Raw genomic sequence first — 19,549 nt, 5'->3', positions numbered from 1 at the left:
CGGACAAGACGGCACCAGAATTAACCTGGGAGATATGTTGTGAGTACTCTTAACAAGTTTGCCGGCATCCAGCAGCTGGGGCGCGCCCTGATGCTGCCGATCGCCGTGCTGCCGGTGGCCGGCCTGCTGCTGAGGCTGGGCCAGCCCGACCTCTTGGACATCAAGATCATGGCTCAGGCGGGCGACGCCATCTTCGGCAACCTGGCGCTGATCTTCGCCATCGGCGTGGCGGTGGGTTTCGCCAAGGACAACAACGGCACGTCGGGCCTGGCCGGCGCCATCGGCTTCCTGGTGCTGACCGCGGTGCTGAAGGTGATCGACGACAAGATCAATATGGGCGTGCTGTCCGGCATTCTGTCGGGCCTGATCGCCGGCTATCTGTACAACCGCTACAAGGACATCAAGCTGCCCAGCTACCTGGCCTTCTTCGGCGGCAAGCGCTTCGTCCCCATCGTCACCGGCTTCTCCATGCTGATCCTGGGCGCGGTGCTCGGCTACATCTGGCCGCCGATCCAGCACGGCATCGACAGCGTCGGCAAATGGCTGATCGGCGCGGGCGAGATCGGCGTGTTCTTCTACGGCGTGCTCAACCGCATCCTGATCGTCACCGGCCTGCACCACATCCTCAATACCATGGTCTGGTTCCAGGTGGGCGATTTCACCAATGCCGCCGGCAAGCTGGTGCACGGCGACCTGACCCGCTTTTTCGCCGGCGACAAGACCGCGGGCATGTTCATGTCCGGCTTCTTCCCGGTGATGATGTTCGGCCTGCCGGCCGCCTGCCTGGCGATGTACCGCACCGCCAAGCCGGAAAACCGCGCGGCCGTCGGCGGCCTGCTGTTTTCGATGGCGTTGACCGCGATGCTGACCGGCGTCACCGAGCCGGTGGAATTCGCCTTCATGTTCCTGGCGCCGGCGCTGTACGCGATCCATGCGGTGCTGACCGGCCTGGCGATGGCCATCATGCAGACGCTGGACGTCAAGCTGGGCTTCGGCTTCTCCGCCGGCCTGTTCGACTATTTGCTGAACTTCGGCCTGGCCACCAAGCCCTTGCTGCTGCTGCCGGTGGGCGCGGCCTACTTCATCGTTTACTACGGCCTGTTCGTGTTCTTCATCCGCAAGTTCGACCTGAAAACCCCCGGCCGCGAGGACGTGATGGTGGCCGTGGCTGAAGTCGGCGCCGGCACCGGCCGCGCGCGCGCCTTCATCGACGCGCTGGGCGGCGGCGCCAACCTGAAATCGGTGGACGCCTGCACCACCCGTCTGCGCCTGCAGGTGGCCAGCAACGACAAGGTCAACGAGGCGGCGCTGAAGGCGCTGGGCTCGCGCGGCCTGATCAAGCCGGCCGCCGGCAGCGTGCAGGTGGTGCTGGGGCCAGAGGCGGATTTGATCGCCGACGAAATCCGCGGCGCGCTGGGCAGCGCCGCCGCAGAACCGCAAGCCGCCGCGCCGGCGGTGGCCGAGTCGCTGGCTTCCGCAGCCGCGGCGGGCGGCGCCAGCATCGACAAGGCGCGCTGGCTGGCGGCGCTGGGCGGCGCCGGCAATGTGCGCAAGATCGAGGCGGTGGCCGGCAGCCGGCTGCGGGTGGAAGTGGCCGACGCCGCGCTGGTGGACCAGGCCGCGCTGCTGCAGCTGGGCGCCAGCGGCGTCACCGCGGTGTCCGCCAGCCTGCTGCACGTGGTGCTGCGGGCCGACGCCGCGCCGTACGCCGCGGTTTTGCAAGGATGAGGCGCTAAAATCGCAAACACTTGATGTAGCGTGTTGATTACAAGCGAAAATCAGAGGAAAGTGACAGCGCGGGACCGGAAACGGCCTGCGCTGTTTTCGTTTGGCGGGGCGCCTTATCCCCGCCCGGCGGCGACAGGCCCGGTCCGCGGAATTCGCATTTTTCGGTGGCGATGTTCACTCCATCGAATCGTTCATTGAGCTGCCACAAGCTGACAAGGAGACTTCATCATGGCTATCAAAGTCGGTATCAACGGTTTCGGTCGTATCGGTCGCATGGTGTTCCGCGCCATCACCAAGGATTTTCCCGAGCTGGAAGTGGTCGGCATCAACGATCTGCTCGACCCGGAATACCTGGCCTACATGCTGAAGTACGACTCGGTGCACGGCCGCTTCCAGGGCGACGTTAAGGTCGAGGGCGGCAGCCTGGTGGTCAATGGCAAGACCATCCGCCTGACCGCGGAGAAAGACCCGGCCGACCTGAAGTGGAACGAGGTGAGCGCCGAGATCGTCATCGACTGCACCGGCTTCTTCCTGACCAAGGAAGGCTGCCAGAAGCACATCGACGCCGGCGCCAAGAAAGTGGTGCAGTCCGCGCCGTCCAAGGACGACACCCCGATGTTCGTCTACGGCGTCAACCATGACAAATACGCCGGCGAAACCATCGTCTCCGCCGCTTCCTGCACCACCAACTGTCTGGCCCCGGTGGCCAAGGTGCTGCACGACAACTGGGGCATCAAGCGCGGCCTGATGAGCACCGTGCACGCCGCCACCGCCACCCAGAAGACCGTGGACGGCCCGTCCTCCAAAGACTGGCGCGGCGGCCGCGGCATCTTGGAAAACATCATCCCGTCGTCCACCGGCGCCGCCAAGGCCGTGGGCAAGGTGATTCCGGAGCTGAACAAGAAGCTGACCGGCATGGCCTTCCGCGTGCCGACTTCCGACGTGTCCGTGGTCGACCTGACCGTGGAGCTGGAGAAGGAAGCCGACTACGCCGACATCTGCAAGGCGATGAAGGCCGCCGCCGAAGGCGAACTGAAGGGCGTGCTGGGCTACACCGATGAAAAAGTGGTGTCGACCGACTTCGTCGGCAACACCGCGCCGTCCACCTTCGACGCCGACGCCGGCATCGCGTTGGACAAGACCTTCATCAAGGTGGTGGCCTGGTACGACAACGAGTACGGCTACACCTGCAACATGCTGCGCTTCGTCAAGCACGTGGCAGGTTGAGCCGCGACGCTGTAAGGGAGAGTTGTTCTCTGTTCCGGCCGGCGCCCTAGGGGCCCCGGCCGTTTTTTCATTCGTCTTCGCTCAGCATCGGCATCCTCGGCGGCACCGGCATGTCGATGATGATCGAGGTCTTGGTGTCGCCGAACTGCATCAGCCGCGCGATCAGCGCCTGCAGCGCCGGCATGGTGTCCACCGCCACCCGTATCATCAGGCCGCTGGTGCCGGTGATGGACGCGCATTCGATCACTTCCGGCGTATTGCGGATCTGCTCGATCACCAGGTAGTACTCCAAGTGCTTGACTGTCAATTCGATCAGGCAGGCGATGGGCAGGCCGATCCGGTTGGGATCGATGCGGGCATGGTAGCCGGTGACCACGCCGGACTGCTCCAGCTTGGCCACCCGGTCGGCCACCGCCGGCGCCGACAGGTTTACCCGCCGCGCCAGTTCGGCGAAGCTGATTCTGGCATTTTCGTGCAGCGCAGCGAGGATTTTGCGATCGAATCTGTCCATGTTTCGAATCAAAGGAAATATGACGAAATAAAGATAGATAATAAAGCTAAATGTAGAAAAATCCTATTGTCGAGTGGCCTATGCAGCAGTATAGCTACGTAAAATTCAGCCCGTATCTGGAACAAGCGGCACGTCCCGCCGTTTGCTCCGCTCCAAGATTGGTTGCGGATGAGCGAGTCGCTCGACCCCCTCATTTGAGACTGTCCTGGTGATCTCTTTGTCCCTGGTCTCTTGTCAGATCAATGTTTTTGACGACGACCATTCCGGGTCTGCCTGATAGGCAGGCCCGTTTTTTTTGGGGTCTGGCGCGAGAGGGCGGTTTACGGGAAAATCGCGGCGCGGGAACTTTCCAAGACATGTCATATTAGTGTCATCTGGCGTTTGTATGCTTGCCGCAAAATCAAACCCGAGGATAGCCACATGGCCGCCAACATTCTGCTTGTCGAAGACGAACCGGCGATTCAGGAGCTGATCGCCTTCAACCTGGCCCAGGCCGGCCATCATGTGCTGCGCGCGGGCACCGCCGAGGCGGCGTTGACGCTGGTGAGGAACGCCTTGCCCGACCTGGTGCTGCTGGACTGGATGCTGCCGGGCGCCAGCGGCATCGACGTCGCCAAGCGCCTGCGCGCCGACGAGCGCACCCGCCACATCCCCATCATCATGCTGACCGCCCGCTCCGACGAGCAGGACAAGGTCGCGGGTCTGGAAACCGGCGCCGACGACTACATCACCAAGCCGTTCTCGCCGCGCGAGCTCCTGGCCCGCATCAAGGCCGTGCTGCGCCGCCGCGCGCCGCAGATGACCGACGACGCGGTCGACGTGCAAGGCTTGCGGCTGGACCCGGTGACCCACCGCGTCACCGGCAACGGCAGCGTGATCGAGCTTGGCCCCACCGAATTCCGCCTGCTGCACTTCTTCATGACCCATCCGGAGCGCGTCCACTCCCGCGCCCAACTGCTGGACCAGGTGTGGGGCGACCACGTCTTCGTCGAGGAGCGCACCGTGGACGTGCACATCCGCCGCCTGCGCAGCGCGCTGGAGGGCACCGAGCACGACAGCCTGATTCAGACCGTGCGCGGCACCGGCTACCGCTTCTCCGTCCAGCAGTAATGCGAGAACTCCTGCAACGCACCGCGCTGTGGCTGGCGGCCATCCTGATCGTCAGCGCCGGTTTCTGGGCGCTGTCGTCGGCGACCGACGCGCTGCTGGTGCTGGCCATCTCGCTGGGCGGCTGGCTGGCTTTCAACCTCTACCACATCGCGCTGCTGCTGCGCTGGCTGCGCCATCCGGTGCCCGAGCGGGTGCCGGACGGCTTCGGCGTCTGGCACTCGGTGTTCATGATCCTCTACCGCACCATGCGCAACCAGAGCCAGAGCAAGAAGAAGCTGACCCACGCGCTGGAGCGCTTCATCAACGCCGGCGAGGCGATGCCGGACGGCGTGGTGGTGCTGGACGAGCACGACCGCATCGAATGGGTGAACCCGATGGCGGTGGAGCATCTGGGCCTGGACCGCAAGCGCGACGTCGGCAACCAGATCCTCAACCTGATCCGCCAGCCGGCCTTCCATACCTATATGAAGAACGCCAGCTTCAGCCAGCCGCTGACGCTGAGTTTCAGCCAGCCGCGCGAACTGGTGATCTCGCTGCAGCTGGTGCCGTTCGATTCCACCCGCAAGCTGCTGCTGACCCGCGACATCACCCAGCTGGAGCGGGTGCAGACCGTGCACCGCGATTTCGTCGCCAACGTTTCGCATGAGCTGCGCACGCCGCTGACCGTGGTCGGCGGCTTCCTGGAAACGCTGAACGACATGCCGGAAGTGGACGAGCGCACGCTGCGCCAGTTCCTGCCGATGATGATGGAGCAGTCGCGGCGGATGCAGAGCCTGGTGGAAGACCTGCTGGCGCTGTCCCGGCTGGAGAACAGCCCGAAGGCCGTCAGCTCCGAGCACGTGGACATGCAGATGATGCTGGACACGCTGATGGTGGAGGCCGAGGGGCTGTCCCAGGGGCGGCACCAGGTCAAGCTGGCGCGCTGCTGCGACGCCGGCCTGTGGGGCAGCGGGCAGGAGCTGCATTCGGCGTTCGGCAATCTGGTGTCCAACGCGGTGCGCTACACGCCGGAGGGCGGCAGCATCACCCTGTCCTGGCAGGATGAGGGCGAGCAGCTGCGTTTTTCCGTCGCCGACACCGGCATCGGCATTCCGCGCGAGCACATCCCGCGGCTGACCGAGCGCTTCTACCGCGTCGACCGCGGCCGCTCGCGCGGCAGCGGCGGCACCGGGCTTGGCCTCGCCATCGTCAAGCACGTGCTGGCCCGCCACCACGCCCGGCTGGAAATCAAGAGCGAGCCGGACAAGGGCAGCACGTTCAGCGCGGTGTTCCCGCGCGAGCGCCGCAACGACAGCCAGGCCGCCTGAGCCAGCGCAAATCGCCGCGCCTCTCCTCTTGGCGCGGCGGCGTTGCCGGGGTAGGATGGATTCTTTATCTCAAGCAATACCCGGACGCCTCACCATGAATCGTTTGCAAGCCATCCGTCCCTTCGGCCAGCGCATCTGGCTGGACAACCTGTCCCGTGAACTGATCGCCTCCGGCGAACTGGCCCGCCTGCTGGCCGACGACGGCATCGCCGGCGTGACCTCCAATCCGGCCATTTTTTACAAGGCGATCAGCGGCGACGCGAGCTATCAGGGCGAACTGGCCGTTCTGAAGCAGAACGCCGCCCTGTCCGCCGAGGCCCGCTACGAGAAGCTGGTGGTGGCCGACATCCAGGCGGCCTGCGACCTGCTGCTGCCGCAGTACGAAGCCAGCCAGGGCAACGACGGCTACGTCAGCCTGGAAGTGTCGCCCGAGCTGTCGCGCGACGAGGCCGGCACCCTGGCCGCCGCGCGCCGCCTATGGGCCGAGATCGGCCGCGCCAACGCGATGATCAAGATCCCGGCGACCGCCGAGGGCGTCCGCGCGTTCCAGACGCTGACCCGCGAAGGCGTCAACGTCAACATCACGCTGCTGTTCTCGCTGCCGCAGGTGGAAGCGGTCTGGGACGCGTATATCGCCGGCCTGTCGGCTCGCCTGGCCGACGGCCAGCCGGTGGCCGGCGTCAAGGCCGTGGCCAGCTTCTTCCTGTCGCGCGTCGACAGCCTGCTGGATCCGCAAGTGGCCGAGCCGCATCAGGGCAAGGTGGCGATCGCGCTGTCCAAAGCCGCGTACGCCCGCTACCAGGAGCGTTTCCACGGCGAAGAGTTCGCCAAGCTGCGCGCCGCCGGCGCCCGCCCGCAATTCCTGCTGTGGGCGTCCACCGGCACCAAGAACCCGGCTTACCGCGACGTGCTGTACGTGGAGAGCCTGATCGGCGACGAAACCGTCAACACCGTGCCGGACGCGACCATGGCCGCCTTCCGCGACCATGGCGACGCCGCGCTGACGCTGCCGCAGAACATGGACGATGCCAAGGCGCTGCTGGCCGCTGTGGAAGCCGCCGGCATCGATCTGGCGGCGGTCGGCGAGAAGCTGCAGCAGGACGGTTTGAAGCTGTTCGAGGACGCTTTCGCCCAGTTGCTGAAGCTGACCGCCTGAGCGGACCGCCGAGTCAAAGGGTGAAGACAGCGACGGGCTGCCGGCGGAAGCGGGCAGCCCGTTTCGCTTGCAGAGGCGGACTCAGCCCTGGCGGCGCCTGGCCATATTGGCGCCGGCCTGGCGCAGCTCTTCGGCGCTGAGCGCGCCGGCGGCGGCGGGAAACAGCCATTCCTCCTCGGCGGCCGCGTGCTCGCGGTACTGGCGGGCGAATTCCTGCAGCTCGGTCCTGCTGATCTGGCGGATGCGCCCGTCGCGCAGCGCGACCAGGTCGTCGCGGATGGCGTTCCAGCAGGAGTGCAGGTAGCCGTGCTCGGCGGATAGCTGCTCCAGCCGCGAGGCGGCGGTGGGGAGGCGTTCTTCGAGCAGGGGAAACAGCTCTTCCTCTTCGTCGGTATGATGGGCGGGGCCGGCGACGTCGAAATAGCGGACCACGTCGTCTATGGTGTTGCGCGCGGCGTCGTCGACGCCGTGCTCCTCGATATAGGGCGGCAGCTTGTCCAGTTGATCGCAGAAACGGCGGATCTTGTCGTGACAGGCCTGCAGCATTTCCAGCGGTTGTTCGAAGCTGGGCGCGGCGGCGGCTTTGCCCAAGGTGTCGAGTGTGAGCATGAAGATGGTCTCCTGCGTGGGTTCTGGCATGATTGTGCCGCCATGCCAGGGCCGTGGACATGATGCGCCTCAAGCGGTGAGCGACGCTTTTCCGCCCGCGCGACGCGCGACGCAAGTTCTTGATACCGCTTTGCGCGATGGAACACAAGCCGGAATTGTACGAGATGATCCGATCCGAAGATGACGGAGAGATGAAATGGAGTTGCCGTTCGAAGTGACGGAATTGGCCCGCGGCGACGCGGCGCTGGCGCGGCGGGCCCTGCGGCTGCAGCTGGACGCGCACCGGCTGGAGGTGGAGTGGCTGAATTATCCGGCCCTGCCGGTGATGTGGCCGGACCTGGCGGCGTTGCATTCTTGCCGGGACCGCATTCTGGCCGCCTTCGAAGGGAATGAGCTGCGCGGCCTGCTGGTGACGTCCCGCGGTTCCGATGGCGGCATGCACATCGAGCGCACGGTGGTGGACCCGGCGCATTTGCAGCAGGGCTGGGGCTATCGGCTGCTGAACCGCGCGCTGCAGGGCGAGGACCGCGTCAGCGTGGATACCGCCGAGGTCAACCAGGCGGCCATCGCGCTGTACCACAAGGCCGGTTTCGTGCTGGAGCAGCGCTGGAACACCACCGACGGGCTGGCGCTGTGGCGGCTGGTCTACCGGCCGTCCGCCGCGCCGGCGCTGGCGCTGGGCGCGGACGGCTGGATGCAGGGCGCCCAGCAGCTGCCGTCGCCGAACTGCGACGAACGCAGCCCGGGCTGCGCGCCGGAGCTGCTGGTGATCCACAATATCAGCCTGCCGCCTTACCGTTACGGCGGGGCCGGCGTCGAGCAGCTGTTCTCCAACCGGCTGGATCCGGACGAGCACCCCTATTACCAGGGCGTGCACCAACTGCGGGTGTCGTCGCATTTCTTCATCCGGCGCGACGGCCACCTGCTGCAGTTCGTGCCGGTGGGCAAGCGCGCCTGGCATGCCGGCGTCTCCAGCTGGCGGGGACGCGAGAAGTGCAATGACTTCTCCATCGGCGTGGAGATGGAGGGCTGCGATTTCGAGCCTTTCAGCGAGGCGCAGTACCGCACGCTGGCGGCGCTGTCGCGCGAGCTGCGGCGCGGGCTGCCGCTGTCCGCCATCGCCGGCCACGAGCATATCGCGCCGGGGCGCAAGACCGACCCCGGCCCCTGGTTCGACTGGCGCCGCGCCCAGGACGACAGCGGGCTGGGGTTCTGAGCCGCTATTTCAGCGTCAGGTAGGGGCGGGGGTGGTCGTCGAAGGCCAGATCCTCGCCCGGCAGCGCGAATAGCGCGTAGCTGAAACCCAGATAGAACGCCGCCTCGTCGCTCAGCCGCGAGATCGCGTCCAGATTGCCCAGCAGCTCGCGGAACGGCAGGTCCACCCGGGCGTCGCCGTCGGCGAGGAAGCCGACGCTGCGCTCGAACACCACATGCTGCGGCCGGAAGTCGCCGGAGACGGCGACGTCGGAGAAGTCATACTGCGCCAGGAGGGCGGGGCGCTTGCGCGCCACCTTGCCGGCCAGCACGCCGGCCAGCAGGATTTCATCCCGCGGCAGCCCCTGCAGGCACTGCAAGCGGATTACCCGGTCCAGCGGCACGAGGTAAGTCTTGGCGGTGTTGACCAGCCGTATCGTGATCGCGTCGGCATCGATGTCCTCTATGGTGAGGGCGCTCACAACACCCCCAGGATCAGAGAGGCTTTGGCTTCCAGCTCGCTGCGCTCCAACTGCGGGCTGGAGTGCGCGCTCAGCGTACTGCCCACCCGGGTGGTGGCCTTTCCGTCCGCCAGCAGCGCGGTGCGGATCATGGTGCCGAGCTCCGCTTCGCCGGCGCACAGATAGCCGAAGGCGCCGGCGTACCAGCGGCGGCTTTCGTGTGCCGCGAGTAGCCGCGCGGCGGCGTCGACCGGCGTGCCGATGACGGTGGCCGGCCACAGGTGGTCGCAGATCGCGTCGGCCAAGGTCTTGCCCGGCTTCAGGCGCGCGCTGACGCTGGCCGAGGTGTGGAACACATTGGCGAAGCGCTCCACTTCCCGTTCGATGTCGACGCGGATGTCCTCGCAGCTCGCTTCCTTGGCCAGCATGTCGGCCTTCACGCATTCCTCCAGCTCGAACCTGTCCTTGTCCGACGCCAGCAGCTTTTCCACTTGCGCTTGATCTTCGGCCTCGCCGCGGCCGCGCGCGACGGTGCCGCAGATGGGGCTGGTGGAGAGCCGGCCGTCGCGCAGGCGCAGGAACATCGCCGGCGAGGAGCCGGCCAGCTGGAAGTCGCCGCCGTCGAAATACAGGTTGTAAGGCGCGGGATTGCGCGCCAGCAGGTCCTGGTGGATCTGGTAGCCGTCGCGCGGGCAGGGGCGCTGGATCGCGTAGCTGGGATTGACCGAGCGCAGGCCGCCGTCGGCGATGCGCCGGCTGGCGATGGCGTACATCCGCTCGTAGGGCAGGCCATGGCCGGCGGCGAAATCGTCGGCGTCCAGCAGCGGGCCCAGCGCCAGCGGCCAGGTCTCGCCGCCGGCGTCGGCCGTGTCCAGCAGTAGGTCGATGGCGGCGCCGTCCTCGCTCAGCCGCTCCGGCAGGTGGAACACGCCCAGCAAGCCGGCGTCCAGGCCCAGCTTGGCGTGGATCAGCTCATAGCAGAAAAAGCCGTACAGGCCGAAGCGCGGATCCGCGTCGAAGCAGGCGGGGATGTCCAGCAGCCGCTGCAGCCGGGATGCCAGCGGCGCGGCGGGGTCGAGCGGCAGCCGGAGCGCGCCGGGCGCGGCGGCGTCGGGAAGCAGGCCAAGCCGCGGCGCCAGCGCCTCGGCGATGCGGACGCCGTTGCGGCTGCGCGGGATGAGCAGAACGCGGTCGGCGAAGAGCAGCGCGCTGAGCGCGGCGCGTTCGACTGCGCGGCCATGCAGCGCGTATTTGCCGCTGTAGTCGTAGTTGCAGCGCAGCGCGAACAGCGGCGGGCGGGCGCTCGTGGACGGCGCTTCGACGGAGTGCAGCCTGATCTTGTTCATACTTGCAGATACCGGGAAGAGAATTTGACTTTGCGGCCGCCGGAATCGCCCTCGCTCCAGGCCTGGTAGCGGTACAGCAGCAGCACGATGTATTGCGAGATCCAGGACAGGACCACGGTGGACGAGAACTTGAACATCAGGCTGAAGGCGAAGATCTTCAGGATGGTGGCGAAGGGAAAGACGCCGTAGAAGGCGATCATGAAGCAGATGGCGGTGTACACCACCTCGCCGATCACAGACGAGAAGATGTCGCGGATGAAGTACAGCCGGCTCGACCACAGATTCTTCAGGTACAGCAGGAAGCGCGTGTTGAACTGGCTGCCGATCAGGCAGCCGATCGCGAACGAGATCGAGCCGCGCACGATGTGTTCGCTGATCAGCACATAGCTCTGGTTCAGCGCCTCGCAATGGCCGCGGTCGGCCAATGGCAGCAGGCCGCAGTCGCGCTGCGACTGGCTGAGCGCGGTGAAGGAGACGGCGAACAGAATTTCGGCCAGGCAGGTGGCGAACAGGATCTGGTTGGAGCGCTTCTTGCCGTAGACCTCGGCGATCGGGTTGAGCAGCATCAGGATGATGGGCATGGTGAAGGTGCCCAGGCTGGCCTCGGTGCCGAACACCTGCACCACCTTGTACGAGGTCAGGTTGGAGGCGATCGCCGAAATCAGGATCAGGAAGGACAGGATCACGATCGGATCGATGCAGGCCAGCATGCGGCCGGCCAGGTCTTTGAGCGGTTTCATGCGTTTTTCCGGAAAAGAATGCCCGCGACCGCGCCGATGGCGGCGTGGCCGGTGTCTTCCAGGCTGAGCGCGCCGTGGTCGGGATACGCCAGGCGGCCGTGCTTGGGATGGTCGGTTTGCAGCAACACCACCGCGCGGCGGGGGAACACCCGCTGGCGGAACAGCGTCTGGTCTATGGCCAGCACCGTGTCGTCCAGCGCCGGCTCCAGCAGGATGAATTCGTCCCAGAGCGGCTGCCTGCCCTCGCTCAGCGCGTTCAATTGATCGAAGCCGGTGATGACGGGCGCCATCCTGGGGGGCTCGCCGCCGCCCAGATTGATGTCCAGCGCATGTCCGATCGCGTGGGCGTTGCTGAATGTCAGCTCCCGGTCTTCGAACAGGCCGCGGTGCAGCGTGGACTGCTTGATGCCGGTAATGCGCGCCAGTTCGCTGATCGACAGTTTTCGATCCCGGATTCTGCGCAGCGCGTTGAGCTTGAATTCATGCAATACAGAATGGGGTTTGAAAAGATTTTTTGCCTGCATTTCGAATTTGGCTTAATTGGTTCTTATATAAATATTTTAAGTTTTGACATATTGGTTTGCGAGTAAATGCCAAAAGGTATTTAACGTTTTTCTGGAAAAAGACCAGGTAGCTGTGCTAGATTTGAGTTCTTATGATCTATGTCATATCCGGATTATTAGTTGTTGTTTTGAAAGAAATAAATCCGAATAGTTCTAAGTGTGTTTTTCAGGGTCTTCCGCTGGATGGATTTGAATTTTCTCGTTTTGGCATCAAGGCCATGTCGGTTTGAAAATATCCGGGTTATTTAGCCTGTTCTGGCGAAGCCGCTTTAAGTTTTTGGATTTTATGCTGCTGAAATTGCTTTGATCAATGATCAAGTCGAAATAATTGCTGTGCGCAGGGATGACAGGGATGAAATCAGTGACGGCGGGATGGTTGCGCGGCGGCATCGGCCTCCGCGGGAGGGAGGGGCGATGAGAGGCGCATTCATACAAACGGTGTCGGGACGCTATCTGAACGTGCTGGATCCCCAGCCGGACGACATCGACATCGCCGACATCGCCCATCATCTGGCGCATGTCTGCCGCTTCGGCGGCGCCTGCCGCCAGTTTTACAGCGAGGCCGAGCATGCGGTCAGGATGGCGGATCTGCTGCCGCCGCGGCTGAAGCTGGCGGGCTTGCTGTACGGCGCGGCCAAGGCCTACGCCGGCGAGGTGGTGAGGCCCGACGTTCAGGACAGCCCGCCCTTGCAGCACCGGCTGACCGCGGCGGTGGAGGCGCGCTTCGGCCTGCACCTGTCCGGCGACGACCGGGCGGAGCTGGCGATGGCCGACGCCCGCCTGCTGGCGACCGAGCGGCGCGACCTGATGCCGCCGGACAATATCGAATGGCCCATCCTGACCGGGGTGCAGCCGCTGCCGGAGCGCATCTGGCCGATGACCATCGCCCAGGGGCTGGCCAGCTTTTGCGCGATGTACGAGCAGTGCCGGGCCTGGTCGTCGTCGGCGCAGATCCGGCTGCGACAGCCCGCGGCGCGCTGACGCTGCGGGAGATGAAAAAAGCGCGCCATCGGCGCGCTTTTTTATTGGGCGAAACGTCGGGCTACAGCTCCACCTGAGCGCCCAGCTCCACCACGCGGTTGGTCGGCACCTGGAAGAAGTCGGTGGCGCGCAACGCGTTCTTGCTCATCCACACGAATACCTTCTCGCGCCAGCGCGCCATGCCGGGATGGTCGGTGGAGACGATGGTTTCGCGCGACAGGAAGAACGAGGTGTCCATCAGCTCCATCTGGAAGCCTTCCTTGGCGCACATGTCCAGCACTTCCAGCACGTTCGGGTCTTCCTTGAAGCCGTAGCGGGCCATTACCCGCCAGAACGACGCCGACATCTGCACGATTTCCAGCCGCTCCTCCTCCGCCACATAGGGCACGTCCTCGGTGCGCACCGTCATCAGCACCACGCGCTCATGCAGCACCTTGTTGTGCTTCAGATTGTGCAGCAGCGCGTGCGGCACGCCGTGCAGGGTGCTGGTCAGGAATACCGCGGTGCCTTCCACCCGCGCCGGCGGATAGGCTTCCAGATTGTGGATGAAGTCGTCCAGCGGCAGCGCCTGTTCGCGCAGGCGCTTGAACAGGATGTCGCGGCCCTGTTTCCAGGTGCTCATCAGCGTGAAGATGACCATGCCCATCACCAGCGGCAGCCAGCCGCCGTCGGCCACTTTATGGATGTTGGCGGCGAAGAAGGCGGTGTCGATCACGCCGAACAGCAGGGTGATGCCCAGGGCCAGCGGCAGCGGCCAGCGCCAGTTCACGCGCGCGACGACGAAGAACAGCGCGGTGGTGATCAGCATGGTGCCGGTGACGGCGATGCCGTAAGCGGCGGCCAGGCTGGACGAGGTCTTGAAGGTGAGCACCACCACCAGCACGGCGACCAGCAGCGCCCAGTTGATGAAGGGCATGTAGATCTGGCCGATTTCCTTCTCAGAGGTGTGGTTCACCTCCAGGCGCGGGCAGTAGCCCAGCAGGATGGCCTGGCGCGTCAGCGAGTAGGCGCCGGAGATCACCGCCTGCGACGCGATCACCGTGGCCAGCGTCGCCAGCGCGATCATCGGCAGCAGCGCCCAGTCGGGCGCCAGCAGGAAGAAGGGGTTCTTGATCGCGGCCGGGTTGCTCATCAGCAGCGCGCCCTGGCCGAAGTAGTTCAGCCCCAAGCCGGGCAGCACCAGGCTGAACCAGGCGCGGCGGATCGGCGTTTTGCCGAAGTGGCCCATGTCGGCGTACAGCGCCTCGGCGCCGGTCAGCGCCAGCACCACCGAGCCCAGCGTCAGGAAGGCGTGGAAGCCGTTCTGGCTGAGGAAGGTGACCGCGTGCCACGGGTTCAGCGCCTGCAGCACCGCCGGCTGCTGGATGATCTGGTGCAGGCCGAGGATGCCGAGGATGGCGAACCAGATCATCATCACCGGGCCGAACATCAGGCCGACCCTGGCGGTGCCGTGGCGCTGCAGCAGGAACAGGCCCACCAGCACGCCGACCGCCATCGGCAGCACGTAGGCCTCCATGCCGGGGGAGAGGACTTCCATGCCCTCGGCCGCGGACAGCACCGACACCGCCGGCGTGATGATGGCGTCGCCGTAGAACAGCGCGGCGCCGAACAGGCCCAGCATCACGATCTTCCAGCGCGCGGCATGGGTGGTGTAATGGCGGGCCAGCGCCATCAGCGCCATGATGCCGCCTTCGCCGCGGTTGTCGGCGCGCAGCACGAAGGCCACGTATTTGATCGACACCACGAAGATCAGCGACCAGAAGATGAGCGACAGAATGCCGAAGATGTTGTCGGGCGTGGTGGGGAGGTTCTGGCTGACGAAACACTCGCGCAAGGTGTACAGCGGGCTGGTGCCGATGTCGCCGTAAACTACGCCGAGCGCGGCCAGGGTCAGGCCCGCCATCGCCTGTTTATTGTGATCCTGCATAAGCTTCCATTACGGTTGGACGCCGCCGCCGGAGGAGGCGCGGCGGCGAGGGGCCGGGTTGTTCATGGCCGGATGCCCTCTCATTGTCGACGACATGGGCAAAATAAAAAAGCCGTAAACCCCGGCAGCGCGCAGGTTACTCCAGAGCGGCGGGGCCGCCAAGTACAGCGCGGCGGGCTGTGCGCAGGATTGTTGTACTGCAACAACTGGCGAAAACCGCGAGTCCGGCCGGGCAGCGCTTGGCCGGGGGGCGGGGACGACGCTACAATCGTCTACATTTAGCCGAATTTTCAAGGACGCACCATGCGCGCATCGCAGTTTTTCATTTCCACCCAGAAAGAGGCCCCCGCCGACGCCGACATCGTCAGCCAGAAGCTGATGCTGCGCGCCGGCTTCATCCGCAAGCAGGCCGCCGGCATCTATTCCTGGATGCCGATGGGCCTGCGCGTGGTGCGCAAGGTCGAGACCATCATCCGCGAGGAAATGAACCGCGCCGGCGGCATCGAGGTGAGCCTGCCGGTGGTGCAGCCGGCCGAGCTGTGGCAGGAAACCGGCCGCTGGGACGCGATGGGCGCCGAGCTGCTGCGCTTCAAGGACCGCCACGAGCGCGATTTCGCGCTGCAGCCGACCGCCGAGGAGGTGATCACCGACATCGCCCGCCGCGAGCTGCGCAGTTACCGCGCGCTGCCGAAGAATTTCTACCAGATCCAGACCAAGTTCCGCGACGAGCGCCGTCCGCGCTTCGGCGTGATGCGCGGCCGCGAGTTCACCATGAAGGACGCGTACTCGTTCGACCGCAGCGCTGAGGACGCCCTCAAGAGCTACGACAATATGTACGCCGCCTATCGCCGCATCTTCGACCGCCTGGGCCTGACCTACCGCGCGGTGGCGGCCGACACCGGCGCCATCGGCGGCGATCGCTCGCACGAATTCCAGGTGATCGCCGACACCGGCGAGGACGCCATCGTCTACTGTCCGAACTCCGAATACGCGGCCAACATCGAACTGGCCGAAGCCGTGGCCCCGGCCGGCGAGCGCGCCGCCGAATCGGCTGCGCTGACCAAAGTGCACACGCCCAAGGTCAAGACCATCGCCGAGCTGGTGGACTTCCTGAACATCGACATCAAAGAGACCGTCAAGGCGGTGGTGGTGGAGGGCGCAGAGGACGAAGCGGTGCTGATGCTGGTGCGCGGCGACCACGAGTTGAACGAGGTGAAGGCGCAGAAGATCGCCGGCATCAAGAACCCGCTGACCTTCGCCAGCCCGGCCGCGATCCGCGCCGCCTTCGGCGCCCATCCCGGCTCGCTGGGCCCGGTGGGCTTCAAGGGCCGCGTGATCGCCGACCGCACCGTGGCCAAGATGGCCGATTTCGTCATCGGCGCCAACGAGGACGACCAGCACTACACCGGCGCCAACTTCGGCCGCGATTGCGCCGAGCCGGAAGTGTTCGACATCCGCAACGTGGTGGAAGGCGATGCGTCGCCGGACGGCCAGGGCGCGCTGGCGATCCAGCGCGGCATCGAGGTCGGCCACGTGTTCTACCTCGGCACCAAGTATTCCGCCGCGATGAACGCCACCTTCCTGGACGAGGATGGCAAACCCAAGCCGTTCGAGATGGGTTGCTACGGCATCGGCGTGACCCGCATCCTGGGCGCCGCCATCGAGCAGAACTACGACGACAAGGGCATGATCTGGCCCGATTCCATCGCGCCGTTCGCGGTGGCGGTGTGCCCGGTGGGCTACGACCGCTCGGAAGCGGTGAAGGAAGCCGCCGACAAGCTGCACGCCGAGCTGCTGGCCAAGGGCGTGGACGCCATCCTCGACGACCGCGGCGAGCGCCCGGGCGCGATGTTCGCCGACTGGGAGCTGATCGGCGCGCCGCACCGCGTCACCATCGGCGACCGCGGCCTGAAGGAAGGCAAGGTCGAGTACCAGCACCGCCGCGACAGCGAAGCCACCGCCGTCGCCGCCGATGCTATTCTGGAGCATGTCCTCTCCAAGCTGGCCTGATGAAGACGAGCCTCCTTTTTCTCCTGCCGTTCTGCCTTGTGCTGGCGCATGCGCCAGCATGGGCCGGCGCGCAGAAGGAGGAGGCGCTGTCGGCCAATGTCGCCTCGGCGATGAGCCGCTCGATCTCCGACGTCAACGCGCCCCGGCTGGTGTTCGACGATCCGCGGCTGGGCCAGGCCTGGCTCGCGGAGATGTCGTCGCGGCTGCAGAAGAAGATTCCCGACGCCTGGATGCGCGAGCGCCTGCTCACCGCCATCCAGTACGAATCCACCCGCGCCGGGCTCGATCCGCAACTGGTGCTGGGCCTGATCCAGGTCGAGAGCGGCTTCAACAAGTACGCGATCTCCGGCGCCGGCGCGCGCGGCCTGATGCAGGTGATGCCGTTCTGGCCGCGCCACATCGGCACGCCGCGGCATAATCTGTTCGACCTCAGCACCAATCTGCGCTACGGCTGCACCATCCTGCGCCACTATCTCGACATCGAGCGCGGCGATCTGTACCGCGCGCTGGGCCGCTACAACGGCAGCCTGGGCAAGCCGGAATACCCCGATCTGGTGGTCGGCGCCTGGAAGCGCCGCTGGGCGTGGACCGCGCCGCCGTCGTTGAAGATGGCCGGCGACAGCCTTCCGCGCGAGCGCTGATCCGCGCTATGCTGCCGGAGGACTGACTCCTTCCGGCCGCCATGTTCTCCCTTCCCCGCACCGCCACCGCGCCGTTCTGCCCGTCCGAGGTCAACGGCAGCGTGCGCATAGACCCGAACGCCTCCTTCAGCCAGCGGCTGCGCCGCTTCGCCGGCCCCGGCCTGCTGGTCGCCGTCGGCTATATGGATCCGGGCAACTGGGCGACCGACATCGAGGCCGGCTCGCGCTTCGGCTACCAGCTGTTGTGGGTGGTGATGCTGTCCGGCGTCGCCGCGATGCTGCTGCAGATGCTGGCGGCGCGGCTGGGGCTGGTGACCGGCATGGATCTGGCGCAGGCCAGCGCCGCGCGTTACGGCCGCGCCGGGCGTTTGCTCCACTGGCTGAGCGCCGAAGTGTCCATCATCGCCTGCGACGTAGCCGAAGTGCTGGGCTGCGCGCTGGCGTTCAAGCTGCTGTTCGGCGTGCCGTTGTTGTGGGGCGTGGCGCTGACCGCGTTCGACACGCTGATCGTGCTGGGGCTGAAGGGACGCGGCTTCCGCCAGTTGGAGGCCATCGTGCTGGGTCTGATCGCCACCATCACGCTGTGCTTCCTGGCGCAACTGGCGCTGCTGGACACCCATTGGCCGGCGGTGGCGGCGGGCTTGGCGCCCAGCTTGCCGGCGCAGGGCATGGACAAGGCCGTCGTGCTGGCGCTGGGCATCGTCGGCGCCACCATCATGCCGCACAACCTCTATCTGCATTCGTCGGTGGCGCAGACCCGGCGGGTGGAAGGCGGCGGGGACGGCGCGCTGCGGCAAACGCTGCTGCTGTGCCGGATCGACACCATAGGCTCGCTGTTGCTGGCGATGCTGGTCAACGGCGCCATCCTGGTGCTGGCGGGCAGCGCCTTCCACGCCGCCGGGCACACCGCGGTGGCCGACATCGCCGACGCGCACGAGCTGATCCGCCCGCTGGCCGGCTCGCTGGCGGCGCTGTTGTTCGGCGTCGCCCTGCTGGCGGCGGGGCAGAGCGCCACCTTGACCGGCACCGTGGCCGGCCAGGTGATCATGGACGGTTTTCTGCGCATCCGCATTCCCTGCTACCAGCGCCGGCTGATCACTCGCTCGCTGGCCTTGCTGCCGGCGGCGGCCGGCATCGGCTGGATGGGAGAGCAGGCGGTGGGTCCGCTGCTGGTGTGGAGCCAGGTGGTGCTGAGCCTGCAACTGCCGCTGGCGATGTGGCCGTTGCTGCGGATGACGGGGGATAAAACGCTGATGGGCGCGCACGCCGCGCCGCGCTGGGTCGGCGTCTGCGGTTGGGGATTGTTCTGGCTGATATTGGCCGCCAATTGCGCGCTGCTTGTGGGGTGAGCGGCTGGGAAGCGCCCGGGCGGCGTTGCGCCTACTTGCCGTGATGTACGCACGGTCCGGCGCGCAACGGATAAAACAAAGGCCGCCGGAAGGCGGCCTGTTTGCCGGATCAGTCTTCCTGCGCCTGCAGCATCTTCTTCAGCAGGCGGGCCAGCGTCTGGCGCTCGTCGGCGTCCAGCATCTCGATCAGCTCGGCTTCGGCGGCCAGGTGGTGGCCGGCGGCGTCCTCGATCACCTGCAAGCCCTTGGGGGTCAAGGTGACGATCACCCCGCGGCGGTCGTCCGGATCCGGCGAGCGGCTGACCAGCGCGGCTTCTTCCAGCCGGTTGATGCGGTTGGTCAGCGCGCCGGACGAGATCAGCACCATGCCCTGCAGCTGGTTGGGCGACAGCTGGTAGGGCTCGCCGCCGCGGCGCAGCGCCGCCAGCACGTCGAATTCGCCTACATTGAGATTATGGCGGGCCAAATCCTGCAGAACCCGTCGGGTGATGAAGTACTCCATCCGCACGATGCGGCCGATGACCTGGGTGGCTGAGGTGTCCAGGTCGGGACGGACTTCGTTCCAAAGGGCGACGATGCGGTCAATCTGGTCGGGTGCGTGCTGCATGCTGCGGGTTCCTGAGCAAAGGTAAATGCGGCAAATCCAGTCGGGCGCAAGAGTATCACGACTTAAAAATATACTATCTTCA

At 65.8% G+C, this 19,549-nt stretch carries 18 protein-coding genes and 1 pseudogene; 11 read left to right on the top strand and 8 right to left on the bottom strand.

The features are described from left to right. Positions 1-39 precede the first annotated feature (39 nt). Together nagE and gap are read left to right on the top strand one after the other, a co-directional pair. On the top strand, positions 40-1,728 hold the full coding sequence (gene nagE / locus BKX93_RS12545; protein WP_082107195.1) for an N-acetylglucosamine-specific PTS transporter subunit IIBC: 1,689 nt from the start codon (positions 40-42) through the stop codon (positions 1,726-1,728). A 228-nt stretch (positions 1,729-1,956) separates the two neighbouring features. Next, a complete protein-coding gene (gene gap, locus BKX93_RS12540) occupies positions 1,957-2,955 on the top strand; it encodes a type I glyceraldehyde-3-phosphate dehydrogenase (protein WP_070980054.1) in 999 nt (332 codons plus the stop codon). Between the two features lie 67 nt (positions 2,956-3,022). On the opposite strand, the gene BKX93_RS12535 is transcribed toward gap, so the two are convergent. Beyond that, complete coding sequence (locus BKX93_RS12535) at positions 3,023-3,466, bottom strand: Lrp/AsnC family transcriptional regulator (protein ID WP_046156289.1); 444 nt, start codon at positions 3,464-3,466, stop codon at positions 3,023-3,025. A gap of 420 nt (positions 3,467-3,886) precedes the next feature. Here BKX93_RS12535 and phoB point away from each other — a divergent pair, with 420 nt between their 5' ends. The 3 genes from phoB to tal all read left to right on the top strand — a co-directional run bounded on the left by phoB (position 3,887) and on the right by tal (position 7,039). Then, complete coding sequence (phoB, locus tag BKX93_RS12530) at positions 3,887-4,576, top strand: phosphate regulon transcriptional regulator PhoB (protein ID WP_021475523.1); 690 nt, start codon at positions 3,887-3,889, stop codon at positions 4,574-4,576. Further along, on the top strand, positions 4,576-5,883 hold the full coding sequence (phoR, locus tag BKX93_RS12525; RefSeq protein WP_021475524.1) for a phosphate regulon sensor histidine kinase PhoR: 1,308 nt from the start codon (positions 4,576-4,578) through the stop codon (positions 5,881-5,883). The genes phoB and phoR overlap by 1 nt, the downstream gene beginning before the upstream one ends. Before the next feature lie 94 nt (positions 5,884-5,977). After that, positions 5,978-7,039 carry a transaldolase gene (tal, locus tag BKX93_RS12520; protein WP_070980052.1) on the top strand — a complete coding sequence of 354 codons (1,062 nt, stop codon included), beginning with the start codon at positions 5,978-5,980 and terminating at the stop codon, positions 7,037-7,039. 81 nt (positions 7,040-7,120) lie between these two features. On the opposite strand, the gene BKX93_RS12515 is transcribed toward tal, so the two are convergent. Beyond that, the gene (locus BKX93_RS12515; RefSeq protein ID WP_046167702.1) at positions 7,121-7,648 is read right to left on the bottom strand and encodes a hemerythrin domain-containing protein; all 528 of its coding nucleotides are present in this window, start codon (positions 7,646-7,648) and stop codon (positions 7,121-7,123) included. A gap of 196 nt (positions 7,649-7,844) precedes the next feature. On the opposite strand from BKX93_RS12515, the pseudogene BKX93_RS25695 reads away from it, so the two are divergent. After that, positions 7,845-8,261, top strand: a pseudogene (locus tag BKX93_RS25695) (GNAT family N-acetyltransferase); the annotation flags it as partial. A 57-nt stretch (positions 8,262-8,318) separates the two neighbouring features. Then, positions 8,319-8,864 carry a 1,6-anhydro-N-acetylmuramyl-L-alanine amidase AmpD gene (ampD, locus tag BKX93_RS25690; RefSeq protein ID WP_260799326.1) on the top strand — a complete coding sequence of 182 codons (546 nt, stop codon included), beginning with the start codon at positions 8,319-8,321 and terminating at the stop codon, positions 8,862-8,864. A 4-nt stretch (positions 8,865-8,868) separates the two neighbouring features. On the opposite strand, the gene BKX93_RS12505 is transcribed toward ampD, so the two are convergent. The 4 genes from BKX93_RS12505 to BKX93_RS12490 are packed head-to-tail and all read right to left on the bottom strand — an operon-like array spanning position 8,869 to position 11,877. Beyond that, positions 8,869-9,324, bottom strand: a complete 456-nt coding sequence (locus tag BKX93_RS12505; protein ID WP_046156285.1) for a hypothetical protein — start codon at positions 9,322-9,324, stop codon at positions 8,869-8,871. Beyond that, on the bottom strand, positions 9,321-10,649 hold the full coding sequence (locus BKX93_RS12500; RefSeq protein ID WP_070980050.1) for a chorismate-binding protein: 1,329 nt from the start codon (positions 10,647-10,649) through the stop codon (positions 9,321-9,323). Before BKX93_RS12500 ends, BKX93_RS12505 begins: the two co-directional genes overlap by 4 nt. Continuing rightward, positions 10,646-11,389 carry a queuosine precursor transporter gene (locus BKX93_RS12495; RefSeq protein ID WP_070980048.1) on the bottom strand — a complete coding sequence of 248 codons (744 nt, stop codon included), beginning with the start codon at positions 11,387-11,389 and terminating at the stop codon, positions 10,646-10,648. The genes BKX93_RS12500 and BKX93_RS12495 overlap by 4 nt, the downstream gene beginning before the upstream one ends. Then, entirely contained in the window at positions 11,386-11,877 is a 492-nt protein-coding gene (locus BKX93_RS12490) for a helix-turn-helix domain-containing protein (protein ID WP_046156281.1), read from the bottom strand. Before BKX93_RS12490 ends, BKX93_RS12495 begins: the two co-directional genes overlap by 4 nt. A gap of 489 nt (positions 11,878-12,366) precedes the next feature. On the opposite strand from BKX93_RS12490, the gene BKX93_RS12485 reads away from it, so the two are divergent. Further along, complete coding sequence (locus BKX93_RS12485; RefSeq protein WP_046156280.1) at positions 12,367-12,933, top strand: hypothetical protein; 567 nt, start codon at positions 12,367-12,369, stop codon at positions 12,931-12,933. A 61-nt stretch (positions 12,934-12,994) separates the two neighbouring features. On the opposite strand, the gene kup is transcribed toward BKX93_RS12485, so the two are convergent. Continuing rightward, positions 12,995-14,860 carry a low affinity potassium transporter Kup gene (gene kup / locus BKX93_RS12480; RefSeq protein ID WP_046156279.1) on the bottom strand — a complete coding sequence of 622 codons (1,866 nt, stop codon included), beginning with the start codon at positions 14,858-14,860 and terminating at the stop codon, positions 12,995-12,997. A 303-nt stretch (positions 14,861-15,163) separates the two neighbouring features. On the opposite strand from kup, the gene BKX93_RS12475 reads away from it, so the two are divergent. From BKX93_RS12475 to BKX93_RS12465, 3 genes are read left to right on the top strand one after another with little or no spacing between them, the layout of a single operon-like run. Beyond that, entirely contained in the window at positions 15,164-16,870 is a 1,707-nt protein-coding gene (locus tag BKX93_RS12475) for a proline--tRNA ligase (RefSeq protein WP_046156278.1), read from the top strand. Then, entirely contained in the window at positions 16,870-17,511 is a 642-nt protein-coding gene (locus BKX93_RS12470; RefSeq protein WP_046156277.1) for a lytic transglycosylase domain-containing protein, read from the top strand. The genes BKX93_RS12475 and BKX93_RS12470 overlap by 1 nt, the downstream gene beginning before the upstream one ends. A 41-nt stretch (positions 17,512-17,552) precedes the next feature. Then, positions 17,553-18,860: an Nramp family divalent metal transporter gene (locus BKX93_RS12465; protein ID WP_046167699.1), complete on the top strand. Its 1,308-nt coding sequence runs from the start codon at positions 17,553-17,555 to the stop codon at positions 18,858-18,860. 109 nt (positions 18,861-18,969) lie between these two features. Here BKX93_RS12465 and BKX93_RS12460 read toward each other — a convergent pair whose 3' ends face one another. Beyond that, entirely contained in the window at positions 18,970-19,467 is a 498-nt protein-coding gene (locus BKX93_RS12460; RefSeq protein ID WP_046156275.1) for a MarR family winged helix-turn-helix transcriptional regulator, read from the bottom strand. Between the last annotated feature and the right edge of the window lie 82 nt (positions 19,468-19,549).

This window comes from Chromobacterium vaccinii (assembly GCF_001855275.1).
Classification (GTDB): domain Bacteria; phylum Pseudomonadota; class Gammaproteobacteria; order Burkholderiales; family Chromobacteriaceae; genus Chromobacterium; species Chromobacterium vaccinii.
Note: the sequence above shows the minus strand (reverse complement) of the source record. Positions and strands in the feature narration are given on the sequence as shown.

Bases quoted from the DNA above. Each gene is read 5' to 3' on its own strand.
- gap (WP_070980054.1), top strand. From the start codon at position 1,957: ATGGCTATCAAAGTCGGTATCAACGGTTTCGGTCGTATCGGTCGCATG.
- BKX93_RS12535 (WP_046156289.1), bottom strand. From the start codon at position 3,466: ATGGACAGATTCGATCGCAAAATCCTCGCTGCGCTGCACGAAAATGCC.
- phoB (WP_021475523.1), top strand. From the start codon at position 3,887: ATGGCCGCCAACATTCTGCTTGTCGAAGACGAACCGGCGATTCAGGAG.
- phoR (WP_021475524.1), top strand. From the start codon at position 4,576: ATGCGAGAACTCCTGCAACGCACCGCGCTGTGGCTGGCGGCCATCCTG.
- tal (WP_070980052.1), top strand. From the start codon at position 5,978: ATGAATCGTTTGCAAGCCATCCGTCCCTTCGGCCAGCGCATCTGGCTG.
- BKX93_RS12515 (WP_046167702.1), bottom strand. From the start codon at position 7,648: ATGCTCACACTCGACACCTTGGGCAAAGCCGCCGCCGCGCCCAGCTTC.
- BKX93_RS12500 (WP_070980050.1), bottom strand. From the start codon at position 10,649: ATGAACAAGATCAGGCTGCACTCCGTCGAAGCGCCGTCCACGAGCGCC.
- BKX93_RS12495 (WP_070980048.1), bottom strand. From the start codon at position 11,389: ATGAAACCGCTCAAAGACCTGGCCGGCCGCATGCTGGCCTGCATCGAT.
- BKX93_RS12485 (WP_046156280.1), top strand. From the start codon at position 12,367: ATGAGAGGCGCATTCATACAAACGGTGTCGGGACGCTATCTGAACGTG.
- kup (WP_046156279.1), bottom strand. From the start codon at position 14,860: ATGCAGGATCACAATAAACAGGCGATGGCGGGCCTGACCCTGGCCGCG.
- BKX93_RS12475 (WP_046156278.1), top strand. From the start codon at position 15,164: ATGCGCGCATCGCAGTTTTTCATTTCCACCCAGAAAGAGGCCCCCGCC.
- BKX93_RS12470 (WP_046156277.1), top strand. From the start codon at position 16,870: ATGAAGACGAGCCTCCTTTTTCTCCTGCCGTTCTGCCTTGTGCTGGCG.
- BKX93_RS12465 (WP_046167699.1), top strand. From the start codon at position 17,553: ATGTTCTCCCTTCCCCGCACCGCCACCGCGCCGTTCTGCCCGTCCGAG.
- BKX93_RS12460 (WP_046156275.1), bottom strand. From the start codon at position 19,467: ATGCAGCACGCACCCGACCAGATTGACCGCATCGTCGCCCTTTGGAAC.